The sequence below is a fragment of the Thermogemmatispora sp. genome (assembly GCF_019683755.1).
Classification (GTDB): domain Bacteria; phylum Chloroflexota; class Ktedonobacteria; order Ktedonobacterales; family Ktedonobacteraceae; genus Thermogemmatispora.
Genome location: NZ_JADGHT010000069.1, coordinates 1 through 16,852, shown reverse-complemented (window position 1 = coordinate 16,852; position 16,852 = coordinate 1). Strand labels below are relative to the sequence as shown.

Genomic DNA, 16,852 nt, shown 5'->3' with positions numbered 1-16,852 from the left:
CTGCTCTCCTGCGCTCCTTCCCTGGTTAGCCCGTTTTGACAGCTGGCCTATATGTCCATATAATTCTACCTGTAGGAGAGTGATGCGCGATTGGCTCGTGTGAGATGCCATCCCAATCACCTGCTCGTTTGAGAAAAATTCTAATCACTCATGAAGAGGATGCAGAGATAGGACATGCTGAGGTGGTTTCGCCGCAGATCTACTCGGTCTCGCCTTTCTACCCCCAAAGTCTATGACTACGCCAACCGATCCATCAGTCTCACTGAGGACGACGTACCCGTTCCTTATATGCTGCCCAAGGATGACCGCGAGATTAACCGCCTGGATTTCCAGCATTACATGTTGCGCTACGCCTTGCGTAGCAACTACCTGGCCCCAGTTGTGGAACCGAAACGCATCCTTGATGTCGGCTGTGGTACCGGGCGCTGGCTGGCTGAGATGGCTCAGCTCTTTCCGGAAGCGCACTTGATCGGTTTCGACCTTAATTTGCCACCCGCCTCGCCTTCCTTCCCGCCCAACTGTACCTTTCGCCAGGGGAATCTGCTCGATGGTCTCCCCTTCGCCGCCGGCAGCTTCGACTTTGTTCATCAGCGTCTACTCGTCTTCGCTTTGCCGGCTGACCGCTGGCCGTTGGTGATTCAGGATCTGGTGCGCGTGACGCGCCCGGGCGGCTGGCTGGAGTTGGTTGAAGTTGATCCGCTCTTTCAGCGCAGTGGCCCGGCCACCACGCGCATGTTGCAGCTCATCGTGGCCGCCTGCCAGAGCCGTGGCATTGATCTAAAGATGGCGCTTCGCCTGGAGCCTCTGCTGCGCGAGGCCGGCTTGCTGCACGTGACGGCCCAGGTGATTTCTATTCCCATCGGCGATTGGGGCGGTCGCCTGGGCAATATGGCCCGCACCGATTTCGCTGCTGGCAATCAGACCATCGCGCCTCTGGTGTCAGCCGCTACGGGCGTGAGCACTGAGGAGTATCTGCAGCTCGCGGCTGCCTGGCTGCATGAGTGCGAGCAGTACCGCACCTACTGCAATTTCTACGTGGTCTATGGCCAGCGCCCGCAGTAGTGATCCCTCCCCTGGCCGCTCGCTCCTTGCGCCAGAATTGCGCCTGCTGGTATCGTAAAGGAGAGAAGACAGGCAGGTAGTACGGTCGTCTTGTTGCTGTGCAACGAGCGGGCTACTGTGGCTACGGGAGAAGCTGATGCATTTTGAGAATGAGCTGCTGATCGCGTCGCTACTGCTGCTATTGAGTATCGCCGCCTGGAAAGTTGCTGGCCGGCTGGGAATTCCAGCGCTGCTCCTCTTTCTAGGCCTGGGGATGTTGGCCGGCTCAGACGGTCCCGGTGGAATCTATTTTGACGATGCCCAGCTTGCTCAGTCGGTGGGGATTGTGGCCCTGATTCTCATTCTGTTCGCCGGGGGATTGGAGACGCGCTGGTCAGTAGTGCGTCCCGCTCTCGGCGGCGCTTTGTTGCTCTCGACGCTTGGTGTCCTGCTGAGCGCTGTGGTTGTGGCCTTCTTCGCTGTCTGGCTGCTCCATGCCTCTCCCTTGGAGGGCCTCTTGCTGGGCGCCCTGATCTCGGCCACCGACGCCGCCGCGGTCTTTAGTGTTCTGGCAGCGCGCAATTTGCGCCTAAGTGGCCAGTTACTGCCTTTGCTGGAGCTGGAATCGGGCACCAATGATCCTATGGCGGTCTTTCTGACGCTGGGCCTGATCCGTCTGCTCAGTGAGCCGCAGTCATCACCTCTGAGTATACTTTTGCTCTTCGTGCAGCAGATGGGCATCGGGCTGGTATTGGGGTTGGTGATCGGCTGGCTGGCAATCTGGCTGATCGGACGGCTGCATCTGGATGTAGAAGGCCTCTATCGTGTGTTGACCATCGCGCTGGCGCTCTTTACGTATGCAGCTACGGCGCTGCTTGGTGGCAGTGGCTTCCTGGCCGTCTATCTGGTGGGGCTGTTGTTGGGAAATAGCCAGGTGGAAGGTATTGAGCGTATCGGACGCTTTCATGATAGTCTGGCCTGGCTGATGCAGATCGCTATGTTTTTGATCCTGGGTCTGTTGGTTTTTCCGTCGCGTTTGCCGGCGGTGGCTCTCGCCGGGGTGCTGATTACGCTGGCAAGTGTCTTTGTGGCCCGCCCGCTGGCTGTCCTGCTGGCGCTGCTGCCTTTGCGGCGTATGCCGCTGCGGGAAAAGCTCTTTGTGGCCTGGGTTGGGTTGCGCGGCGCGGTGCCGATTGTCCTGGCGACCTTCCCGTTGCTGGCCGGGCTGCCGCGCGCGGAGCTACTCTTTGACCTGGTCTTCTTTGTGGTGCTGGCTTCGGTGCTGTTACAGGGCACGACGGTGCCGCTGGTCGCCAGGTGGCTGGGCGTGGCCAGGCCAACGCTAGAACCTGGGGAGGCTGAGGTTGCTACTACTTCTTCCTCAGCTCCTGATTAGATGAGACGAGTGCGCTTTCCTGGAGCCTGACCAGGTCTGCTCTGCCGCGCCGAGTTGGGCCACTGTGCCGCTCCGTGTCATAGCCTTCCTTCCATTCGTCGGCGTCCAGGGAAAGATAAGGTCTCTGGTTTCTCCCCTGACGACTGCCTGTGTGTGTGCAGCCAGGTCCGTCAGGCCTGAGCCAGGGCCGCTCTGAAGGCTTCTTCGGTCAGCGGTCAGTTGAGCTTGCGCCCTTTCTCCTTTCCCAGGTAGGTGAGCATTGGGCCAACAGGATCTACGGCTCAGTGGGAGGCTGCGCCAGGCCCGTGCTGGCGATGGATGCCTTTGCCTTGAGAATGAGCCAGCGATTCTGCTGGCAGGAGGTGCCAGAAGCGCTGCTTGTTCCCGCTCTGGCTCGCTCTTCATCCCCGGCGGCAAGCAGATCGCGCTCACTGGCTTAACGCGGCGGGGCGGGCCGGCGCCGCTCCAGGAGCCGGATGATCACGACTGCCAGGCTCAGGCTGGCGAGGGCGATGAGAGTCAACGACCAGTTGAGAGCTGTCGGCTCCCAGAGGCGTCCTAGATAGTAGGGGGAGAGCAGGAGGAGCAAAGCCAGGGTGAGCCAGAGGCTGAGGCGGGCGTTAGTGCTAAGGACTCGGGTGCTGATGCTGGCGCCGAGATAGCAACAGAAGAGAGTCACCAGGCCACGCGCTAGCCCAAAGAGCTGGCCCAGTCCTACAAGCAAGCAGAGGCCTACCAGAAGGCTGGTATTGGCAAGGATGAAGCCTGTGATAGTTTGACGCCGCTCGACATCGAGGGTCGGCAGCCACCAGGTCAGTAGGGTGGCCGGCCCACTGAGCAGCAGGGCCGCAAGGGGCGGTTGCCACCAGGCCGCCAGCAGGTCCGCCAGCAAGCTGGTGCCCAGCACCACCGCCGGGGCCAGCGCTCTCAAAACAATCACCGCCTCGTCAGGGTGCTGCGCTCTCGCCTCCTCCAGACGGCTGAGGAGGATGAAGGCCAAGGGGCAGAGAAAGAGGGGCCAGGTCAGGCCGATGAGCGCGCACTGGAGGGTAGCCAGGTAGAAAGCGGTGGCGATGAGCAAGGCCACCAGGTAAGCACCAGGCGGCGCGCCGGTTCCGATGAGCTGGATACAGAGGGCCAGGAGCAGGAGGGTGGTGGTTTGCTCGGCGCTCTCCAGGATGTGCCGGGAGACCAGCGGAGTCAGGCAGACCGAGAGTACCACCAGGCCAACGCTGACTGGGATGATGATCAGCATAAGGCTGGCGAGCAGGCGCAGGCCGCGCTGTTCTTCCCTGCCTCTGGTTGCTCTCGCTGGGTCGGGTCGCATCTCCTGGCTCGTCTCTCGCTCTTCGCTGAGAGCGCTGCTTCAGGGCCGATCTCTTACCAGCGAGTGTAGCAAGGGGCCATGACGCTGTCAATGTTGTCCCTTTGTATTAATCCTTAATTAGGAGAAGGGCCTGGCCAGGCAAGGGCGGCCTGGGATTGCCTTTGCCCGGACCAGGAAGGAGGCCAGCGGCAGGACCCGGCCACCGCCTTTGTTTGTCTGGATCTGGGCCATGGTTTCTGGCGACTGGCTGCTCGTAGCTCAACGACGCAGTGGTTGCGACGGGGACGGCGGCGGTGTTGACCACGATCGCGAGGCAGGCGCCAGCCCGGAGTGTCCTCCGCTCTGAGCTGGAAGCGTCAGGCCGCTGCCTGGTCCCAGAGCTGCCGGGCTTGGGGAGTGCGAAGGTATCGCTGTCGCTGCCGGCTGCGCCGTCTCGGCTGGGCGCCTCTGGGCTTGTAGACGTCTCTGAAGCTGTGCCCGCTCCTGCCGAGCATGCCGCGCCGCGGAGATCCGTCGCCAGAGCAGCCAGCCTACGGCCCAGAGGCTTCCACCGTAGAGCGCCAGCGCCCACCAGCTTTGCGTATCGCTACCGCTGCCCAATCCATGCAGGGTTGCCAGTGCGAAGAGTACCAGCGTGAGCAGGTGCAGTCGGCGCCACCAGCGATAGCCGATGTAGGGACGCAGTAAGGTGGTGATGCCAATGGCGATGCCCAGGTAGAGGGCGCAAATGCCCAGCGCCATCCAGAAGGGTCGGTAGTGGCTGGCCAGGGGGATCAGGATCTCGTTCCAGCCAAAATGCGTAAAGGGATCAACCCAGACGGCCAGAATATGGAGGCCGACAAAGATGGTGGCCAGCAAGGTCAGAAAGTTATGTAGTTCATTGTTGACCAGGCGTGGCCAGCGCGCCGGCGATTGTAGCTGCGCCGAGAGCGCTAGCCCTGCACAGACTGCCAGGGTCAGCAAGAGGTAGGCTGTCAAGCCACCCGCCCGCGCTACATTCCAGGTTATACTCTGCCAGATCGTCTGCATATATATACTCTTCCTTACTGCATATGTTTTCTTGCTCGCTAGATCGTCAGCTCAACATCTAAGCGACTACCATCACAGTGCGGATGCGCAGCCTCCATAGCGTATTTTATCCTTCTTCTGGCAGTGGTTGCTGTGTTCTCTCTTCCCGCCAGGCGGTCATGAGGTGTATTGGCCAGGGGGCAACGCTCTCCCAGCGTCCATCTTCATAGACCAGGAGGCCGGCAAGGCCATGACGGCGCAGGAAGGCCGGTCCTTGGTCGGGGCCAAGAATAAAGGCTACTTTGGCTGCGACTTCAGCCTGTTCACAGCGGTCGGCAACGACGGTCACCGACCACAGGCCGTTTGCCACGGGGAGCCCGGTGCGGGGATCAAGTAGGTGATGGCGCAAGGCACCGGCCTGCCACCAGCGCCGGCGCGCGATACCCGAGGTGGCCATTGCCCCACGACGCAGGGGGATGGTCCAGCCGCCCTGGTGCCCAGGGACAGCAATGGCCCAATGCTCGCTATCGGGCGGCAGGCCGGCTACGGCCAGGTCGCCGCCAGCATTGACCAGGGCCGGCATCATGCCCCGTCGGCGCAAGGCTCCTAGAGCCGTATCGACGGCCATGCCCTTGGCAATGCCTCCAAAGTCAAGCTGCACTCCTATCGGCAGGCGCACCCGTCGTAACACGGGATCAACCTCGATGTGTCGCCAGGCCCCACCAGCTCGCTGCTCGCTCTCGCACGCTTGCGCTTGCCCCGCACGGCTGCTTTCTCCAGGGCGGGCCGCCTCTCCCGCTTGTTCCAGGAGTTCAAAGCTGCGATCGTAGCCAAGCTGCTGGAGCTGGGGCAGCAGCGTCGGATCATAGAGGCCGTCGCTGGCGGCAGCGGCTTCCAGGGCGTGGGTCAGCACCACGTAGAGTAGCTCGCTCACCTCCACCCACTGGCCAGCGCTGCGATTGAGACGTGCTAGTTCGCTTTGGGGGAGAAAGCGGCTGAGGACCGCTTCCCAGCGGCTAAAGAGGTCGGTGATCAGCTCGCCGCCACGCTCGCCGTGCTCAGCGGGTAGCAGGTAGCTGACCGTTGTCCCCATTGCCTGGAAGCTGCCGCGCACCAGGCCTGGCGGCGTAATGTACTCAGGAGACGCCGCTGCCGCTGTGGCCCTGTCCTCCGAAAGTTGGCTGGCTGCCAAAGTTATCTCCTCCTTGCTGATTGAAGAAACCATTGTTGTCTTGGGTTGAGCTGCTGCCCGCTGAGCCAGAGACAGATGAGTTGGCGCCCGCGCTGCTGCTATTGGAGTTCGACGACGATGATGATGAGCTACCGCTGCTGGCGGGCGCACCGACGTGCGAGCTGGAAGACGACGAGGTGGAAGGGGTGTTTTGGCTGGCACTGGTGCTGGCGCTGGCTTGATGGAAAGCGACTAGCCCGCTGAAGGCGCCAAAGCCCGCGATGGCGAGCGCCACCGCCCAGCGCTTCAGACGACGCGCCAGGCGCTGCGCCTGCTCTTTTGGCATGCCAGGCTCCTTCTTCTGCTTCTGGCGCGCTGATACGCCTGCCGGGGTGGCGGCTGCTCCCCCCACTCTGGCCGCTGGTGGCGGAAGCTTTTCGGTCCCCGGGCCGCTCCACGGTGAGGACGGTTGATGCCAGGAGCCAGCGGTCGCAGGCATGGGCACTGTCTCCCATCCAGTGCGCTGGCTGTTTCCTGGGCCGTAAGAGCCGTAGGGAGGATAGGCATAGGGAGCGTAGGGCCTATAAGGATTCTCTCCACGAGCATCGCTCGCAGGAGGATAGGGTCCGCCGTAGGTCGCAGAAGCTCGGTAGGAGCTGGAAGCGCCATAGCCGCTATAGGGGCTGTTGGCGCTCCCTGTCTGCGCGGCGACATGGCGTTCTCGTGTCTCATCGTGCATGGTTTCACCTCTCGTGTGTAGAGTGCCTCGCGAAAGTAGAGCATCAGGCTGAACAACCTCTAGCTTATCAGGCCTTTCTTGGGCTTCTATTGGACAGAGATGAGAAGGTTCTCACCAAGGCGCTCAGGATTGGGCCGGTGTAGACTTCGCTCGCTGGTCAGTACCTTGCATTCCTGTGCGCTGCTCTGCCGATGGCTCATCCTTAGCTATGCCACGCTGCGATGAAAATTGCATTGGATCTAGATGAGAAATTTCTCATGCATTTCCAAGAGAGGCGCGCGGGGCGTCAACAGTTGATCAGCGGCACTGCACCAGTGTTGTGGAGAGAGAAAGTGGTGCTCAGAGGCCAGGCTCAAGGTTCACGCCGGCCCGGGGGCCGCTCTGCCGGCGTAACCAGTTCAGCGACTGCTGGCGAGTTAAGGAGGCAAGACAGGCCTGGCTGTCAACTATGGTTGATGACGTCGTTCAGCAGCAGTCTACCAGCTACCACCCATGCCCTGCGGCCTGATCCGGGAGTCAGGCCGGAGAGAGACAGGGCAGGTAACTGCTCTGGCCCGGCCAGGCTAGGCCAGGCTGCAGCTAACGCCGTTGACGCTAAAAGACGTCGGGTTCGTATTGGCCGTTGTCCAGGTGCCGTTGAAACCGGGCGCCGGGTTGACGCTGGCACCGGCTGCCACGCTGCCGTTATAGGAAGCATTGGTCACTGTGACCGTGCTGCCCGACTGGCTGAATGTTCCATTCCAGCCCTGGGTCACTATCTGCCCGGACGGGAAAGTGAAGGTCAGGCGCCAACTGCTCCAGGCGGTCGTTCCCGTGTTGGTGATCGTCAGGCTGGCCGTAAAGCCGCCCGGCCACTGGGCCGTCACCGTATAGCTCACGCGGCAGCTCGTACCAGCGGAAGCCGTCGGGGTCGGCGTCGGCGTACGCGTGGCTGCTGCCGTTGGCGTTGGCGTCGGCGTTGGCGTGCGTGTAGCGCTTGCTGTCGGGGTCGGCGTTGGAGTTGCGCCGCCGCTGGAGCCGTTGCCGCTCACGATGCCCACGCCGGAGTAGGTCGTCACCTCATTGATGACGTCGCTGGTCGCATCCAGCGTGTAATTGTAGGGAGCCGTCGTAAAGGTTCCGACCTGGGTGATATCAACCGTCGCGCCGCCGTAGTCGTTGCCGCGCGCGTTGGCGAAGCCATCTTCGGGGCTATCGCCGGTCGTCGTCAGGGCGACATCGACATTGCGGAAGACGTTGTTCTCAACCAGCACCTGGGCGCCCATGCGCGAATGGATGGCGCTGCCATCTACGTTCTGGTAGTAGTTGTTGTAGATGTGGCCGGTGCCAAAGCGCAGGCTGGGCAGGCGCGAGTTGACGTTATAGAACCAGTTGTGGTGATAGGTCACATGGAGATGGCCGGTGTCCTCCGAGGCATTCGAGTCGGAGTGGCCCACCAGCGAGACCTTGTAGTGGTCGTGCAGGCGGTTCCAGGAGACCGTGATGTAGTCGGAGGCGTGGGTGATGTCGACCAGGCCATCGTAGTAGTCCTTGCCGTGATCCATGTCTGAGAAGAGATTGTTGTGGTCTACCCAGACATGCTGTGAGTGCTCGATATGGATAGCATCCCCGCTGGTATTGCCGTCGGCGCGCACAAAGGAGATGCTCAAGTTGCGAATGATCACGTTGCTCACATCCTTGAGCGAGAGGCTGACGCCGACCAGCGAGGCCGTGGAACCCACACCAATGATGCTGGTGTTGGAGCCAACATCGACATCGGTGTCGCCCGTGATCGTGCCGCTGACGTAGACGATCTTGGGCGAGGAGCCTTTGACGGCATTCTGTAGAGCAGACAGCGTGCTGACGGTGGTCACGCTACCGCCGGCGCCGCCAGTGGTGCCGGCTCCATAGCCCACAAGCTGATCAACGGGAGCCGCCGCCGCCGTGTGTGTCCCCAAGAACACGGGTACGAGGGCTAGCCCGCCTCCCACGAGGACGAGCAGCGTCAGGACAATTACCCACAATAGCTTCCTGCTTCCAATTCGCTTCATGCGCACATTCCTCCTTGATGCTTCGATTGAGGGTCCTCCTCTCGTGGCTGCAGCACAGGACGCTATGAGGGTCGTTCGTTCATCTATTCATGAGAATGAGCACCGCGGTCACTTACAGCAATGAGGCTCTCGCCCTTGTGCTACAGCATAGATCATATCAAATGTGCAGTTTCACAATAACAGATCATGGGGCTAGCGTCAAGATTCTGTTCGCTTCTCCTGCTACAGCGGGCGGTCTTGACACAGACGTTTATGGTGTGAATCCAGTTCTCAGCTTGCTTCATTGATCACAGCTCATCTATTCCCAGAGCATACCAGAAAGTACCATTAGTGGTAATGGCGTCTAGGGTGAGCGAGAGGACGAGTCGAGGAGAGCAAGCGGAGCGGGTCGGCTCTCGCTCTAGATGAGCAGAGGGGCCGACCCGCTCGCTGGAACAAGGTAGGACAGGACAGGTGAATGGGAGGGAGCACGAGGCGGGGCGCCGGTGGCGCCCTAGTAGGAGCGCGAGGGCCAACGCCCGCCTCGTTGGATATCTGCTGTGTTAGCTGCCGGTGTATTCGTAGAGCTGGGCGCCGCCTCCGAGGCCACCGAAGCCGCCGTCGCTGCTCGTGCTGGAGGATTGCCAGGCGCTGCTCGGCACTTGCTGGCAGTGCTGGACGATCCAGTTAATCAGCTCGCTTTGGCTCCCACCGCCGAAGCCGCGCCCGCTACCATTGATCAGGAAGAAGCGTACCTGACCGCTCTTGACGAGCTGGGCCAGCTTGGCCGGCGTGAGAATTGGATCGCTGCCGGAGAAGCCGCCCATCGCCATCACCGGCTGGTTGGTGGCCAGAATAATCGATTCAGCCTCGTTCGAACTCATGACGGCAACCAGGTACTTGGCGCCATTGCGATGGGCCTGGAGGTAGTTGATGAGGGCGGTATTGACGCTGAGGCCCTCGGCGCCGGAGCCGTTGGGAGGCTGAGCGTTCTGCCCCGCGGCAGCCCGCTCGAAGTTCTCAAAGTAGGAGCGGAAGCGCTCGGCGGCGCTGCCGTTGCCCGCTCCATTGAAGGCCCGGAAGCCGCCGGTTCCCAGGCCGCCAAACTGGTTGCCCGGGCCAGCCGTGGGAAGGCTGGCGGCTTCGCCGCGCAGGACAGGGATAAAGGACCAGACCGCCGGCGTGAGCTGCAGCGCGATGAGGGCCACGACCAGGGCCGGCACCAGCACTTGTGCTCGCTCGCGCAGGAAGGGGACAAGGCGCGCTATGAAGAGGATGAGGGCCGCCAGGGCGCAGGGGACGGCGATCAGGGGAAGCAGCCAGGTGCCCCAGGCCGGATTGCTGGTGATGATATGGAGCTGCTCTAGCGCTGTCAGGAGCAGGGCCAGCGGCAGTAGCCAGCCACGCCAGCCGCGGCGACGGTAGTCGTGCCACATGACCACCACGCCTATGCCGAAGAGGGCGGCGACCGCTGGGGCCATGGTGGTCAGGTAGTACTGATGGAAGAAGCCCGCCACCGAGAAGAAGACCGCTGTGGTCAGCAGCCAGACGCCCCAGAGGATCAGCCCTTGTTGCTCGGGGTCCCCACGGAAGCGTGGGCGTCGCTGCCAGGCAATGGCCACGATAGCGAGCAGGGCCAGCGGCAGCAGCCAGACGATCTGGCCGCCGAGGGGTTCGTTGAAGAGGCGGAAGGGGCCGGGTGTGCCAGTGCCAAACATGCCGCCTCCGTTCGCGCCTCCCTGGCCCTGGGGAGGCTGCCTCACATTGTTAATCACGTATTGATTATTACCGGGACCGGCGTTGTTTTCAGGAGTGGTGGTCGGGCCGTTGCCCGGCGCTGCGCCTTCAGGCGGGGTGGTACTGCCCTGCGGGGGCGCCTCCTCAGCGCCCGCCGGCGGTTGCTCGCCCGGCTGGAAGTAGCTGCTAGCGGACGGCGTCGTGGCTGTGCCATTGGTACCGCTGCGGTTCGACAAGCTCCCGTTATTGGAACTACTGCTGCTGGAGCTACTGCCGTCAATCCGCTCAAAGCTGGGAGAGCCTATATTGCCGCGCGCGCCCGGCCCTAAGCCAAAGTGGCCCAGGAGACGCTGAATGCCGTTGTAGCCCAGGGCCAGGCTAATCTCCGAGTTGTCCTGGCTGGAGCCAACGTACGGACGGGCTGAGGCTGGGGTCAGGTCGACGGCCAAGGCCCAGGAGAAGGAAACGGCCAGCATGAGTACGGCCGCCAGGGCTAGATGGCCGATGCGCACCCAAATGCGCCGCGGTGCCGCCAGCAGGTAAAGCAGGCCGTAGGCCGGCACCACTAGATAGGCTTCGAGCATCTTGATGTTGAAGCCTAGGCCGATAAAGAGGGCGCACAGCAGCAGCCAGCGCAGTTTCCCTGTCTCGGCGGCGCGCATGACGGCCCAGGCGCCGAGCAGCATGACGAATACCAGCGTGCTATCGATGGTGTTGTTGCGGTTGGTGACGACGCTGATCGGGCTGATGGCCAGGGCCAGGGCCGCTAGCAGGCCGGCGGTGGTTCCGAAGTGCCGCCGCACAAGGTAGTAGAGCAGCAGGACGGAGAGGACGCCCGCCAGGGCCTGGGGAAACAGGACGCTGAAAGGCGTGAAGCCGAAGATTTTGGCGCTGGCAACTTGCAACCAGAAGCCGAGTGGTGGTTTATCGATAGTGACGAAGCCGCCGGGGTCGAAGGAGACGAAGAAAAAGTTGTGCCAGCTATCGAGCATGCTGCGTACGCCGGCGGCGTAGTAGAGATTGCCGAAGCCGTTGGCGCCGAGCTGGTAGAAGTTGAGAAAGACGGAGAGCAGGGCAATGGCCGCCAGGGCGAGGCGTCGCCAAAGGGGCGGCCAGTCCCTCTTTGTGGCTGGCATTGGGGCCGTGTCGGGGGCCAAAGGTTGTTCGATCTCCGGTAGGGCTGGCGTTGGGGTCGGTGTTCCCATCATAGCGTTTCGGGTCCTTTCCACATCCACTGTGTATGGTCTGCGTGCGGTGTTGTCGTTGCTGTCGTTGCTGTGGGGCCGTTGCTGGCAGAGGGCTGGTAGCCCTGGTCTGGCAACGTTTCCCACTGTGAGCAACGCGCTTGCTGCTGGAAACGATGCGCTCTCGGGAGGCTTGCCTCAGGACGGCGCTGGACGAAGACCCATAGCCGCAGGCCAAGGTAGGAGATGAGGGCGGTGCCGCCAATGGCTACGACTTTGGCAGCGTTGGCCCAGAGGGCCGGGTTGACCAGGACGTGCTGCAGGGCCAGGCCCGCTAGCCAGAGGATGCTGCTGCTCCACAGGCTGCCACTTAGGGTGATGAGGGCGAAGCGCCAGAGTTCGCCGCCACTGATCGGTTCCTGGGTGTCGAAGGTCCAGTATTTGTTAAGCAGGAAGCTGTTGACGGCTCCGGCGCAGTAGGCAATGATGTTGCAGGCGAGAAGCAGCGGCGTGCTTTTGACGTTCAGCAGCCAGATGAGGGCATTGAGGACCAGGATGTCGATGACGGTGTTAAGTCCACCGGTGATGGCGAAGCGCAGGAGCTGGCCAATGTTCCAGTTCCTCTGGTGCCGCTTGCCATCGGCGGCGCTGGCTATTGCTTGACCTCTCTGGCTGATGGCTGGCTCGAGCCGATCCTCCTTCGCCAGGCTGGCGATGGGGGCCTCTTCCTGGTCGTGTGGCCCGAGGGCAAGGGAGATGGCGGCTCCTGGCTGCGTCTGGATCAATCGGTAGAGCCGCGTGGGTCGCAGAGGCCGCGGCGGCTTCAGGGTTTGCTGTGACTGATAGCCGCCTGCTCGCGGGCGCTGGCCCCTGGCTGGCTCTCTAAGCGGGGTGACCCGCGCGCAGGCTCTGCAGTGCGCTGAGGCAAGCGCTGCGGACCGACTCCCATAGCGCGGCGCTTGCGCTGCTTTGTTGGTCGGTCCGCTGGCTGGCCGTTCTAGTAAAATCAATGTGTCTCTCCTCTTTTGTTGTGGTGCTCTTCGTTGCCGTTTTGTCTCTGTTTTATGTGATCTATGACTAATGCTATGTTTGGGCGTGCTGCTCGCTGTCTGATCCGCAGCTCGCTATCGTCCTGTCCGGTCACGGCCTCACTGTCAGGCGCTCGCGAGCCGCTGACTAGCTGCTGACAGGCCGGCCACCCGCCCGGCGCTGCTGTGTCGGCGCCCTCTGACGCCAGCATGGATGAGTCTGGCGCCCGTCCCCAGGGCCTGCCCGTCGCCTTTAGCATAGGGGCCTTTTTTTGAAAGAAGATTGGAAGAAGATGAGAATTTTCTCATGAATGGGAGGGCGTGGCCTGCTCTGGGGCTATGCCCGATCTGCCGGCTGTGTGGAAAGAGACCGGCTTGCCGCTCTTGATCTATAGAGGCCAATATAGTACAATTGGGCAGAAGTTTCTTGGTCCTGATGAGTTTTATGCCTGGTAAGGAGCAGCCTCGTGAGTGGTTCGGGTCGTGGCTCTAGGGGATCGCCGGGGTTCCCCTCGCCCGAGGAGCGTCGCGGGCTTCGGCCTTGGGTGCATGAGGAGTGGTCACGATTGCTGGCTGCTCATCCTGATCTTGTACAACAATTGCGAGAAGGTTCCCTCTCCAGGTTACCTCCTGAGCTGCGCGAGCGTTTGCTCGCGTTAGTGGGGCCTGCCCCCTCTCCAAAGGTCCTGGCCTCCCTTGCTGAGTCTCCTGAGCGCTGGCGGCTGCCTGACTTTGAGGCTGATCCGGCGGTGGTGCGCACGGTGGTCGAGGGTGAGCGTCTCTCTTATGCCTATTTATTTAATCCTACCTTTGCATCCGAGGTGGCGCTGATTGATCCTCTGCCCCATCAGCGGATCGCCGTTTATGAGCATCTGCTGCCGCAACCGCGGCTGCGCTTTCTGCTGGCGGATGATGCGGGGGCTGGGAAGACGATTATGACCGGCCTCTATATCCGCGAGATGCTGAGCCGTCGCCCGATTACGCGTGTGCTGATTGTCTCTCCTGCGGGTCTGGTTGGTAACTGGCGTCATGAGCTGCGGCGGCTGTTCAATCTGCCATTCCGCATCGTGACGGGGAGTGAGGCGCGTGGGAGCAATCCCTTTGTGGGGCTGGAGAGCAACCTGCTGATTGTGAGCGTGGATACGCTGGCCGGCGAGCGTCTTTTTCGGCGTTTGCAGGAGGAGACGGTTGAGCCGTACGATCTGGTGGTCTTTGATGAGGCTCATAAGCTGAGCGCGAGTTTCGACAGCGATGGGCGTTTGCGGGCCACAGATCGCTATCGGCTGGCGGAGGCGCTGGCTGGTATTCCCACTGATGAGGCGCGCTGGTCGCTGTCGTGGAGCTGTCATCATTTGCTGTTGTTGACGGCGACGCCGCATATGGGGAAGCCTGATCCTTATTATTGCCTCTGGCGCTTACTGGAGCCAGAGCTGCTGTCAACGCCGCAGGCTTTCGAGCAGCTCCCGGCTAAGGAGCGTCAGCGTCATTTTTTGCGCCGTGTGAAGGAGGAGTTGGTGACGCTCGATGGGCGCCCGCTCTATCCGCCGCGCCTGGCGACAACCCTGCGCTACGAGTTGAGTCCGCTGGAGCAGGCTCTGTATGAGGAGACGACGGAGTATATCCGCACGACCTACAACCGCACGAGCCTGCTGAACCGCCAGGCGGCGCGTCTGGCGATGAGCGTTTTTCAGCGCCGGCTGGCCAGTTCGACCTATGCCCTGCTGCGTTCGCTGGAGCGTCGTCTGGAGTGGCTCGATGAGCTGATCAAGCAGGTGCGTCGGAGAGAGCTGCCGCCCGGGCGCTTGCGGCAGTTGACGCAGGCGGCCTTGTCCGAGTGGAGCGATCCGCTGGAGACGAAGACCGCCGATGAGGAGGAGAGTGTAGCTGGCCAGGAGGAGCATGAGCGGGCCGAGGAGGAGATTCTCCGGGCGGTGCTGGCCTCCTCGTTGCAGGAGCTGGAGGCGGAGCGCGCGCAGGTGGCCAGGTTGCTGGCTCAGGCTCGCCAGGTCTATGAGCGGGGCTCGGAGGCGAAGTTTGAGAAGCTGCGCGAGGTGCTGCGAGATCCGCGCTTCGCCGGAGAGAAGCTGATTATTTTTACGGAGCATCGCGATACGCTGGAGTTTTTACGGCGTCGCCTGGAGGCGCTGGGCTTTACGGGCCAGTTGGCGGTGATTCATGGCGGGATGGACTATGAGGAGCGCGAGCAGGCGGTGGCGTTTTTCCGCAGGCCACTCACCGAGGGCGGGGCGCGCTATCTGTTGGCAACGGACGCCGCCGGCGAGGGGGTCAATTTGCAGGTGGCCTGGCTGCTGGTGAACTATGATCTGCCGTGGAACCCGGCCCGCCTTGAGCAGCGCATGGGGCGTATTCATCGCTATGGCCAGCAGCATGATTCGGTCCATATTGTCAATCTGGTGGCGGGCAATACGCGCGAGGGCCGGGTGATGGAGCGCCTGCTGGAGAAGTTGGAGGCGATCCGCCAGGAGCTGGGGAGCGATAAGGTCTTTGATGTGATCGGGCGCCTGCTGGAAGGGGTGTCGTTGCGCGAGTATATGGAGCGGGTGGTCTTGGGGCCGGCGGAGGAGACTGGGGAGATCGAGCGGCGTCTGGAGGAGTCGCTGACGGCGCAGCGGGTGCGCGCTGAGCAGGAAGAGGAGCGCCGACGCTACGGGCTGAGCGAGGGGGCGGCAGGGACAGGGGCGGATGCCATTAGACGAGAGCTGCCTCGCCTGCGCCAGGAGTTGGAGCGGGAGCGCTATCGCCGCTTGTTGCCGGGCTATGTGCGGGCTTTTGTGGAGCGGGCGGCGCCGTTGCTCGGGCTGCAGGTGGAGGACTATGGCGATGGGACGTTTGGGCTGCGTGAGCGGACGGCGGGGGCCTTGGAGCAATTGACGCCGGCCCTGGAGCGCTATCCGTTGTCGTGCCGCGGGCGCTTGACGGTTTATCCGCCAGGCGCGGACGGGGAGGCGATCTTTCTCTATCCGGGGGAGCCGGTCTTTGATCGGCTGCATCATCTGATCTGGGCCCGCTACGCTGAGCAGGCTGCGCGCGGGGCGGTCTTTATCGATCCGACGGCGCGCCGCCCGTATATGTTCTTTTTGCTGCGCCTGGTGGTGCGGCGCGAGGCCGATGCCAGTCTGCGGGCCTTGCAGCGGCCTGAGCTGGTGCGGGTGGTGCTGGTTGGGGTGCGCCAGGAGGAAGATGGGGCGCTGAGCGAGTGCCCGGCGGAGCAGTTGCTGCTCTTGCGCGATGGCAGCGGAGATGAGGATCAGGCGGTGCGGGTACGCCAGGCGCTGGAGGTTTGGGCGCCGCTTTGGCCGCAGCGGGTGGTGACGCTGGAGGCTTTTGTGCGCGAGACGGTTGGGAAGCGTCTGGTCGAGGAGCGGCGCGCGGCTCTCTTGCAGACGCTAGCGGAGCGGCAGATGTTCTTGAAGCGCGCGTTTACTTATCAGGAGGGTGAGTTAGCTGAGCGGCGGCGCCGTCTCCATGAGAAGGCTCTCGCTGGCGATGCGCAGGCTAAGGGCGAGTTGACGCGCGTGAAGGCTTTACAGCAGTCGCTGCAGAGGCGGCGAGAGGAGGCGCTGGCAACGCTGAGTCGCGAGCCGGAGCTGTTGGGGGTGGGAGAGGTGACGCTGCTGGCGCAGGCTTTGGTTTTGCCGTCGGTTGATCCCGAGGATGAGCGGCGCTATGCAGAGGCGGTGGAGGAGATCGCGATGCGGGTGGCCCGGGCCTATGAGGAGGGGCAGGGGGCCAGGGTGTGGGATGTGTCGACGCCGGCGAAGGCGCGGGCCGCCGGGTTGGATGCCTGGCCGGGCTTTGATTTGCTCTCGCGCTATCCTTCGGGCGAGGAGCGCGCGATCGAGGTCAAGGGGCGCGTTGGGATCGGCCCCATCGAGCTGACGGAAAATGAGTATCAGCGCGCGCAGAATTTGCAAGAGCGGTATTGGCTCTACTGCGTGTTTGAGTGCGAGAAACAGAGACCGGTCCTGCGGCGGGTGCGGAATCCGCACGCGAAGCTGATCGCCTATCCCAAGGGGGGCGTGCTCTTCTCGCCGGCGGATATTCAGCGCGCCGCCGAGGAGTGAGCTGCTTTCTCCTGGGGTATTTCTTTCTCCAGTATATCGCTGTTAAGGAATATGGTTATGCATGAGGAGCGTCGCCTGATTGAGGTCGATTTTCCTTTGAAGCAGACGTCTCTTGATGCGGTGCATG

11 protein-coding genes are annotated in these 16,852 nt (G+C 62.4%); 5 read left to right on the top strand and 6 right to left on the bottom strand.

What is annotated here, in order from left to right:
- Positions 1 to 174 precede the first annotated feature (174 nt).
- Both IRZ24_RS07030 and IRZ24_RS07025 read left to right on the top strand, forming a co-directional pair.
- Positions 175 to 1,062, top strand: coding sequence for a class I SAM-dependent methyltransferase (locus IRZ24_RS07030; protein ID WP_297161679.1), 888 nt, complete (start codon positions 175 to 177; stop codon positions 1,060 to 1,062).
- Between the two features lie 136 nt (positions 1,063 to 1,198).
- Positions 1,199 to 2,437, top strand: a complete 1,239-nt coding sequence (locus IRZ24_RS07025) for a potassium/proton antiporter (protein WP_297161677.1) — start codon at positions 1,199 to 1,201, stop codon at positions 2,435 to 2,437.
- A gap of 436 nt (positions 2,438 to 2,873) precedes the next feature.
- On the opposite strand, the gene IRZ24_RS07020 is transcribed toward IRZ24_RS07025, so the two are convergent.
- The 3 genes from IRZ24_RS07020 to IRZ24_RS07010 form a co-directional block, all read right to left on the bottom strand.
- Positions 2,874 to 3,764 carry a hypothetical protein gene (locus IRZ24_RS07020; protein WP_297161675.1) on the bottom strand — a complete coding sequence of 297 codons (891 nt, stop codon included), beginning with the start codon at positions 3,762 to 3,764 and terminating at the stop codon, positions 2,874 to 2,876.
- Between the two features lie 258 nt (positions 3,765 to 4,022).
- Positions 4,023 to 4,793, bottom strand: a complete 771-nt coding sequence (locus IRZ24_RS07015) for a ferric reductase-like transmembrane domain-containing protein (RefSeq protein WP_297161672.1) — start codon at positions 4,791 to 4,793, stop codon at positions 4,023 to 4,025.
- 106 nt (positions 4,794 to 4,899) lie between these two features.
- Entirely contained in the window at positions 4,900 to 5,964 is a 1,065-nt protein-coding gene (locus IRZ24_RS07010) for an FAD:protein FMN transferase (RefSeq protein ID WP_297161668.1), read from the bottom strand.
- Positions 5,965 to 5,999: 35 nt separating this feature from the next.
- Here IRZ24_RS07010 and IRZ24_RS07005 point away from each other — a divergent pair, with 35 nt between their 5' ends.
- Both IRZ24_RS07005 and IRZ24_RS07000 read left to right on the top strand, forming a co-directional pair.
- Positions 6,000 to 6,185 carry a hypothetical protein gene (locus IRZ24_RS07005; RefSeq protein WP_297161665.1) on the top strand — a complete coding sequence of 62 codons (186 nt, stop codon included), beginning with the start codon at positions 6,000 to 6,002 and terminating at the stop codon, positions 6,183 to 6,185.
- Positions 6,186 to 6,224: 39 nt separating this feature from the next.
- Positions 6,225 to 6,416 carry a hypothetical protein gene (locus IRZ24_RS07000; protein WP_297161662.1) on the top strand — a complete coding sequence of 64 codons (192 nt, stop codon included), beginning with the start codon at positions 6,225 to 6,227 and terminating at the stop codon, positions 6,414 to 6,416.
- Between the two features lie 829 nt (positions 6,417 to 7,245).
- On the opposite strand, the gene IRZ24_RS06995 is transcribed toward IRZ24_RS07000, so the two are convergent.
- The 3 genes from IRZ24_RS06995 to IRZ24_RS06985 all read right to left on the bottom strand — a co-directional run bounded on the left by IRZ24_RS06995 (position 7,246) and on the right by IRZ24_RS06985 (position 12,622).
- Positions 7,246 to 8,712, bottom strand: a complete 1,467-nt coding sequence (locus tag IRZ24_RS06995; protein ID WP_297161659.1) for a cellulose binding domain-containing protein — start codon at positions 8,710 to 8,712, stop codon at positions 7,246 to 7,248.
- Positions 8,713 to 9,254: 542 nt separating this feature from the next.
- On the bottom strand, positions 9,255 to 11,636 hold the full coding sequence (locus tag IRZ24_RS06990; protein ID WP_297161656.1) for a glycosyltransferase family 39 protein: 2,382 nt from the start codon (positions 11,634 to 11,636) through the stop codon (positions 9,255 to 9,257).
- Positions 11,633 to 12,622 carry a GtrA family protein gene (locus tag IRZ24_RS06985; protein WP_297161653.1) on the bottom strand — a complete coding sequence of 330 codons (990 nt, stop codon included), beginning with the start codon at positions 12,620 to 12,622 and terminating at the stop codon, positions 11,633 to 11,635. Before IRZ24_RS06985 ends, IRZ24_RS06990 begins: the two co-directional genes overlap by 4 nt.
- 485 nt (positions 12,623 to 13,107) lie before the next feature.
- On the opposite strand from IRZ24_RS06985, the gene IRZ24_RS06980 reads away from it, so the two are divergent.
- A complete protein-coding gene (locus tag IRZ24_RS06980; RefSeq protein ID WP_297161650.1) occupies positions 13,108 to 16,725 on the top strand; it encodes a helicase-related protein in 3,618 nt (1,205 codons plus the stop codon).
- Positions 16,726 to 16,852 lie beyond the last annotated feature (127 nt).

Coding starts and splice junctions, on each gene's coding strand:
- IRZ24_RS07025 (WP_297161677.1), top strand. CDS start 1,199: ATGCATTTTGAGAATGAGCTGCTGATCGCGTCGCTACTGCTGCTATTG.
- IRZ24_RS07020 (WP_297161675.1), bottom strand. CDS start 3,764: ATGCGACCCGACCCAGCGAGAGCAACCAGAGGCAGGGAAGAACAGCGC.
- IRZ24_RS06995 (WP_297161659.1), bottom strand. CDS start 8,712: ATGAAGCGAATTGGAAGCAGGAAGCTATTGTGGGTAATTGTCCTGACG.
- IRZ24_RS07015 (WP_297161672.1), bottom strand. CDS start 4,793: ATGCAGACGATCTGGCAGAGTATAACCTGGAATGTAGCGCGGGCGGGT.
- IRZ24_RS06990 (WP_297161656.1), bottom strand. CDS start 11,636: ATGATGGGAACACCGACCCCAACGCCAGCCCTACCGGAGATCGAACAA.
- IRZ24_RS07030 (WP_297161679.1), top strand. CDS start 175: ATGCTGAGGTGGTTTCGCCGCAGATCTACTCGGTCTCGCCTTTCTACC.
- IRZ24_RS07000 (WP_297161662.1), top strand. CDS start 6,225: ATGGCGAGCGCCACCGCCCAGCGCTTCAGACGACGCGCCAGGCGCTGC.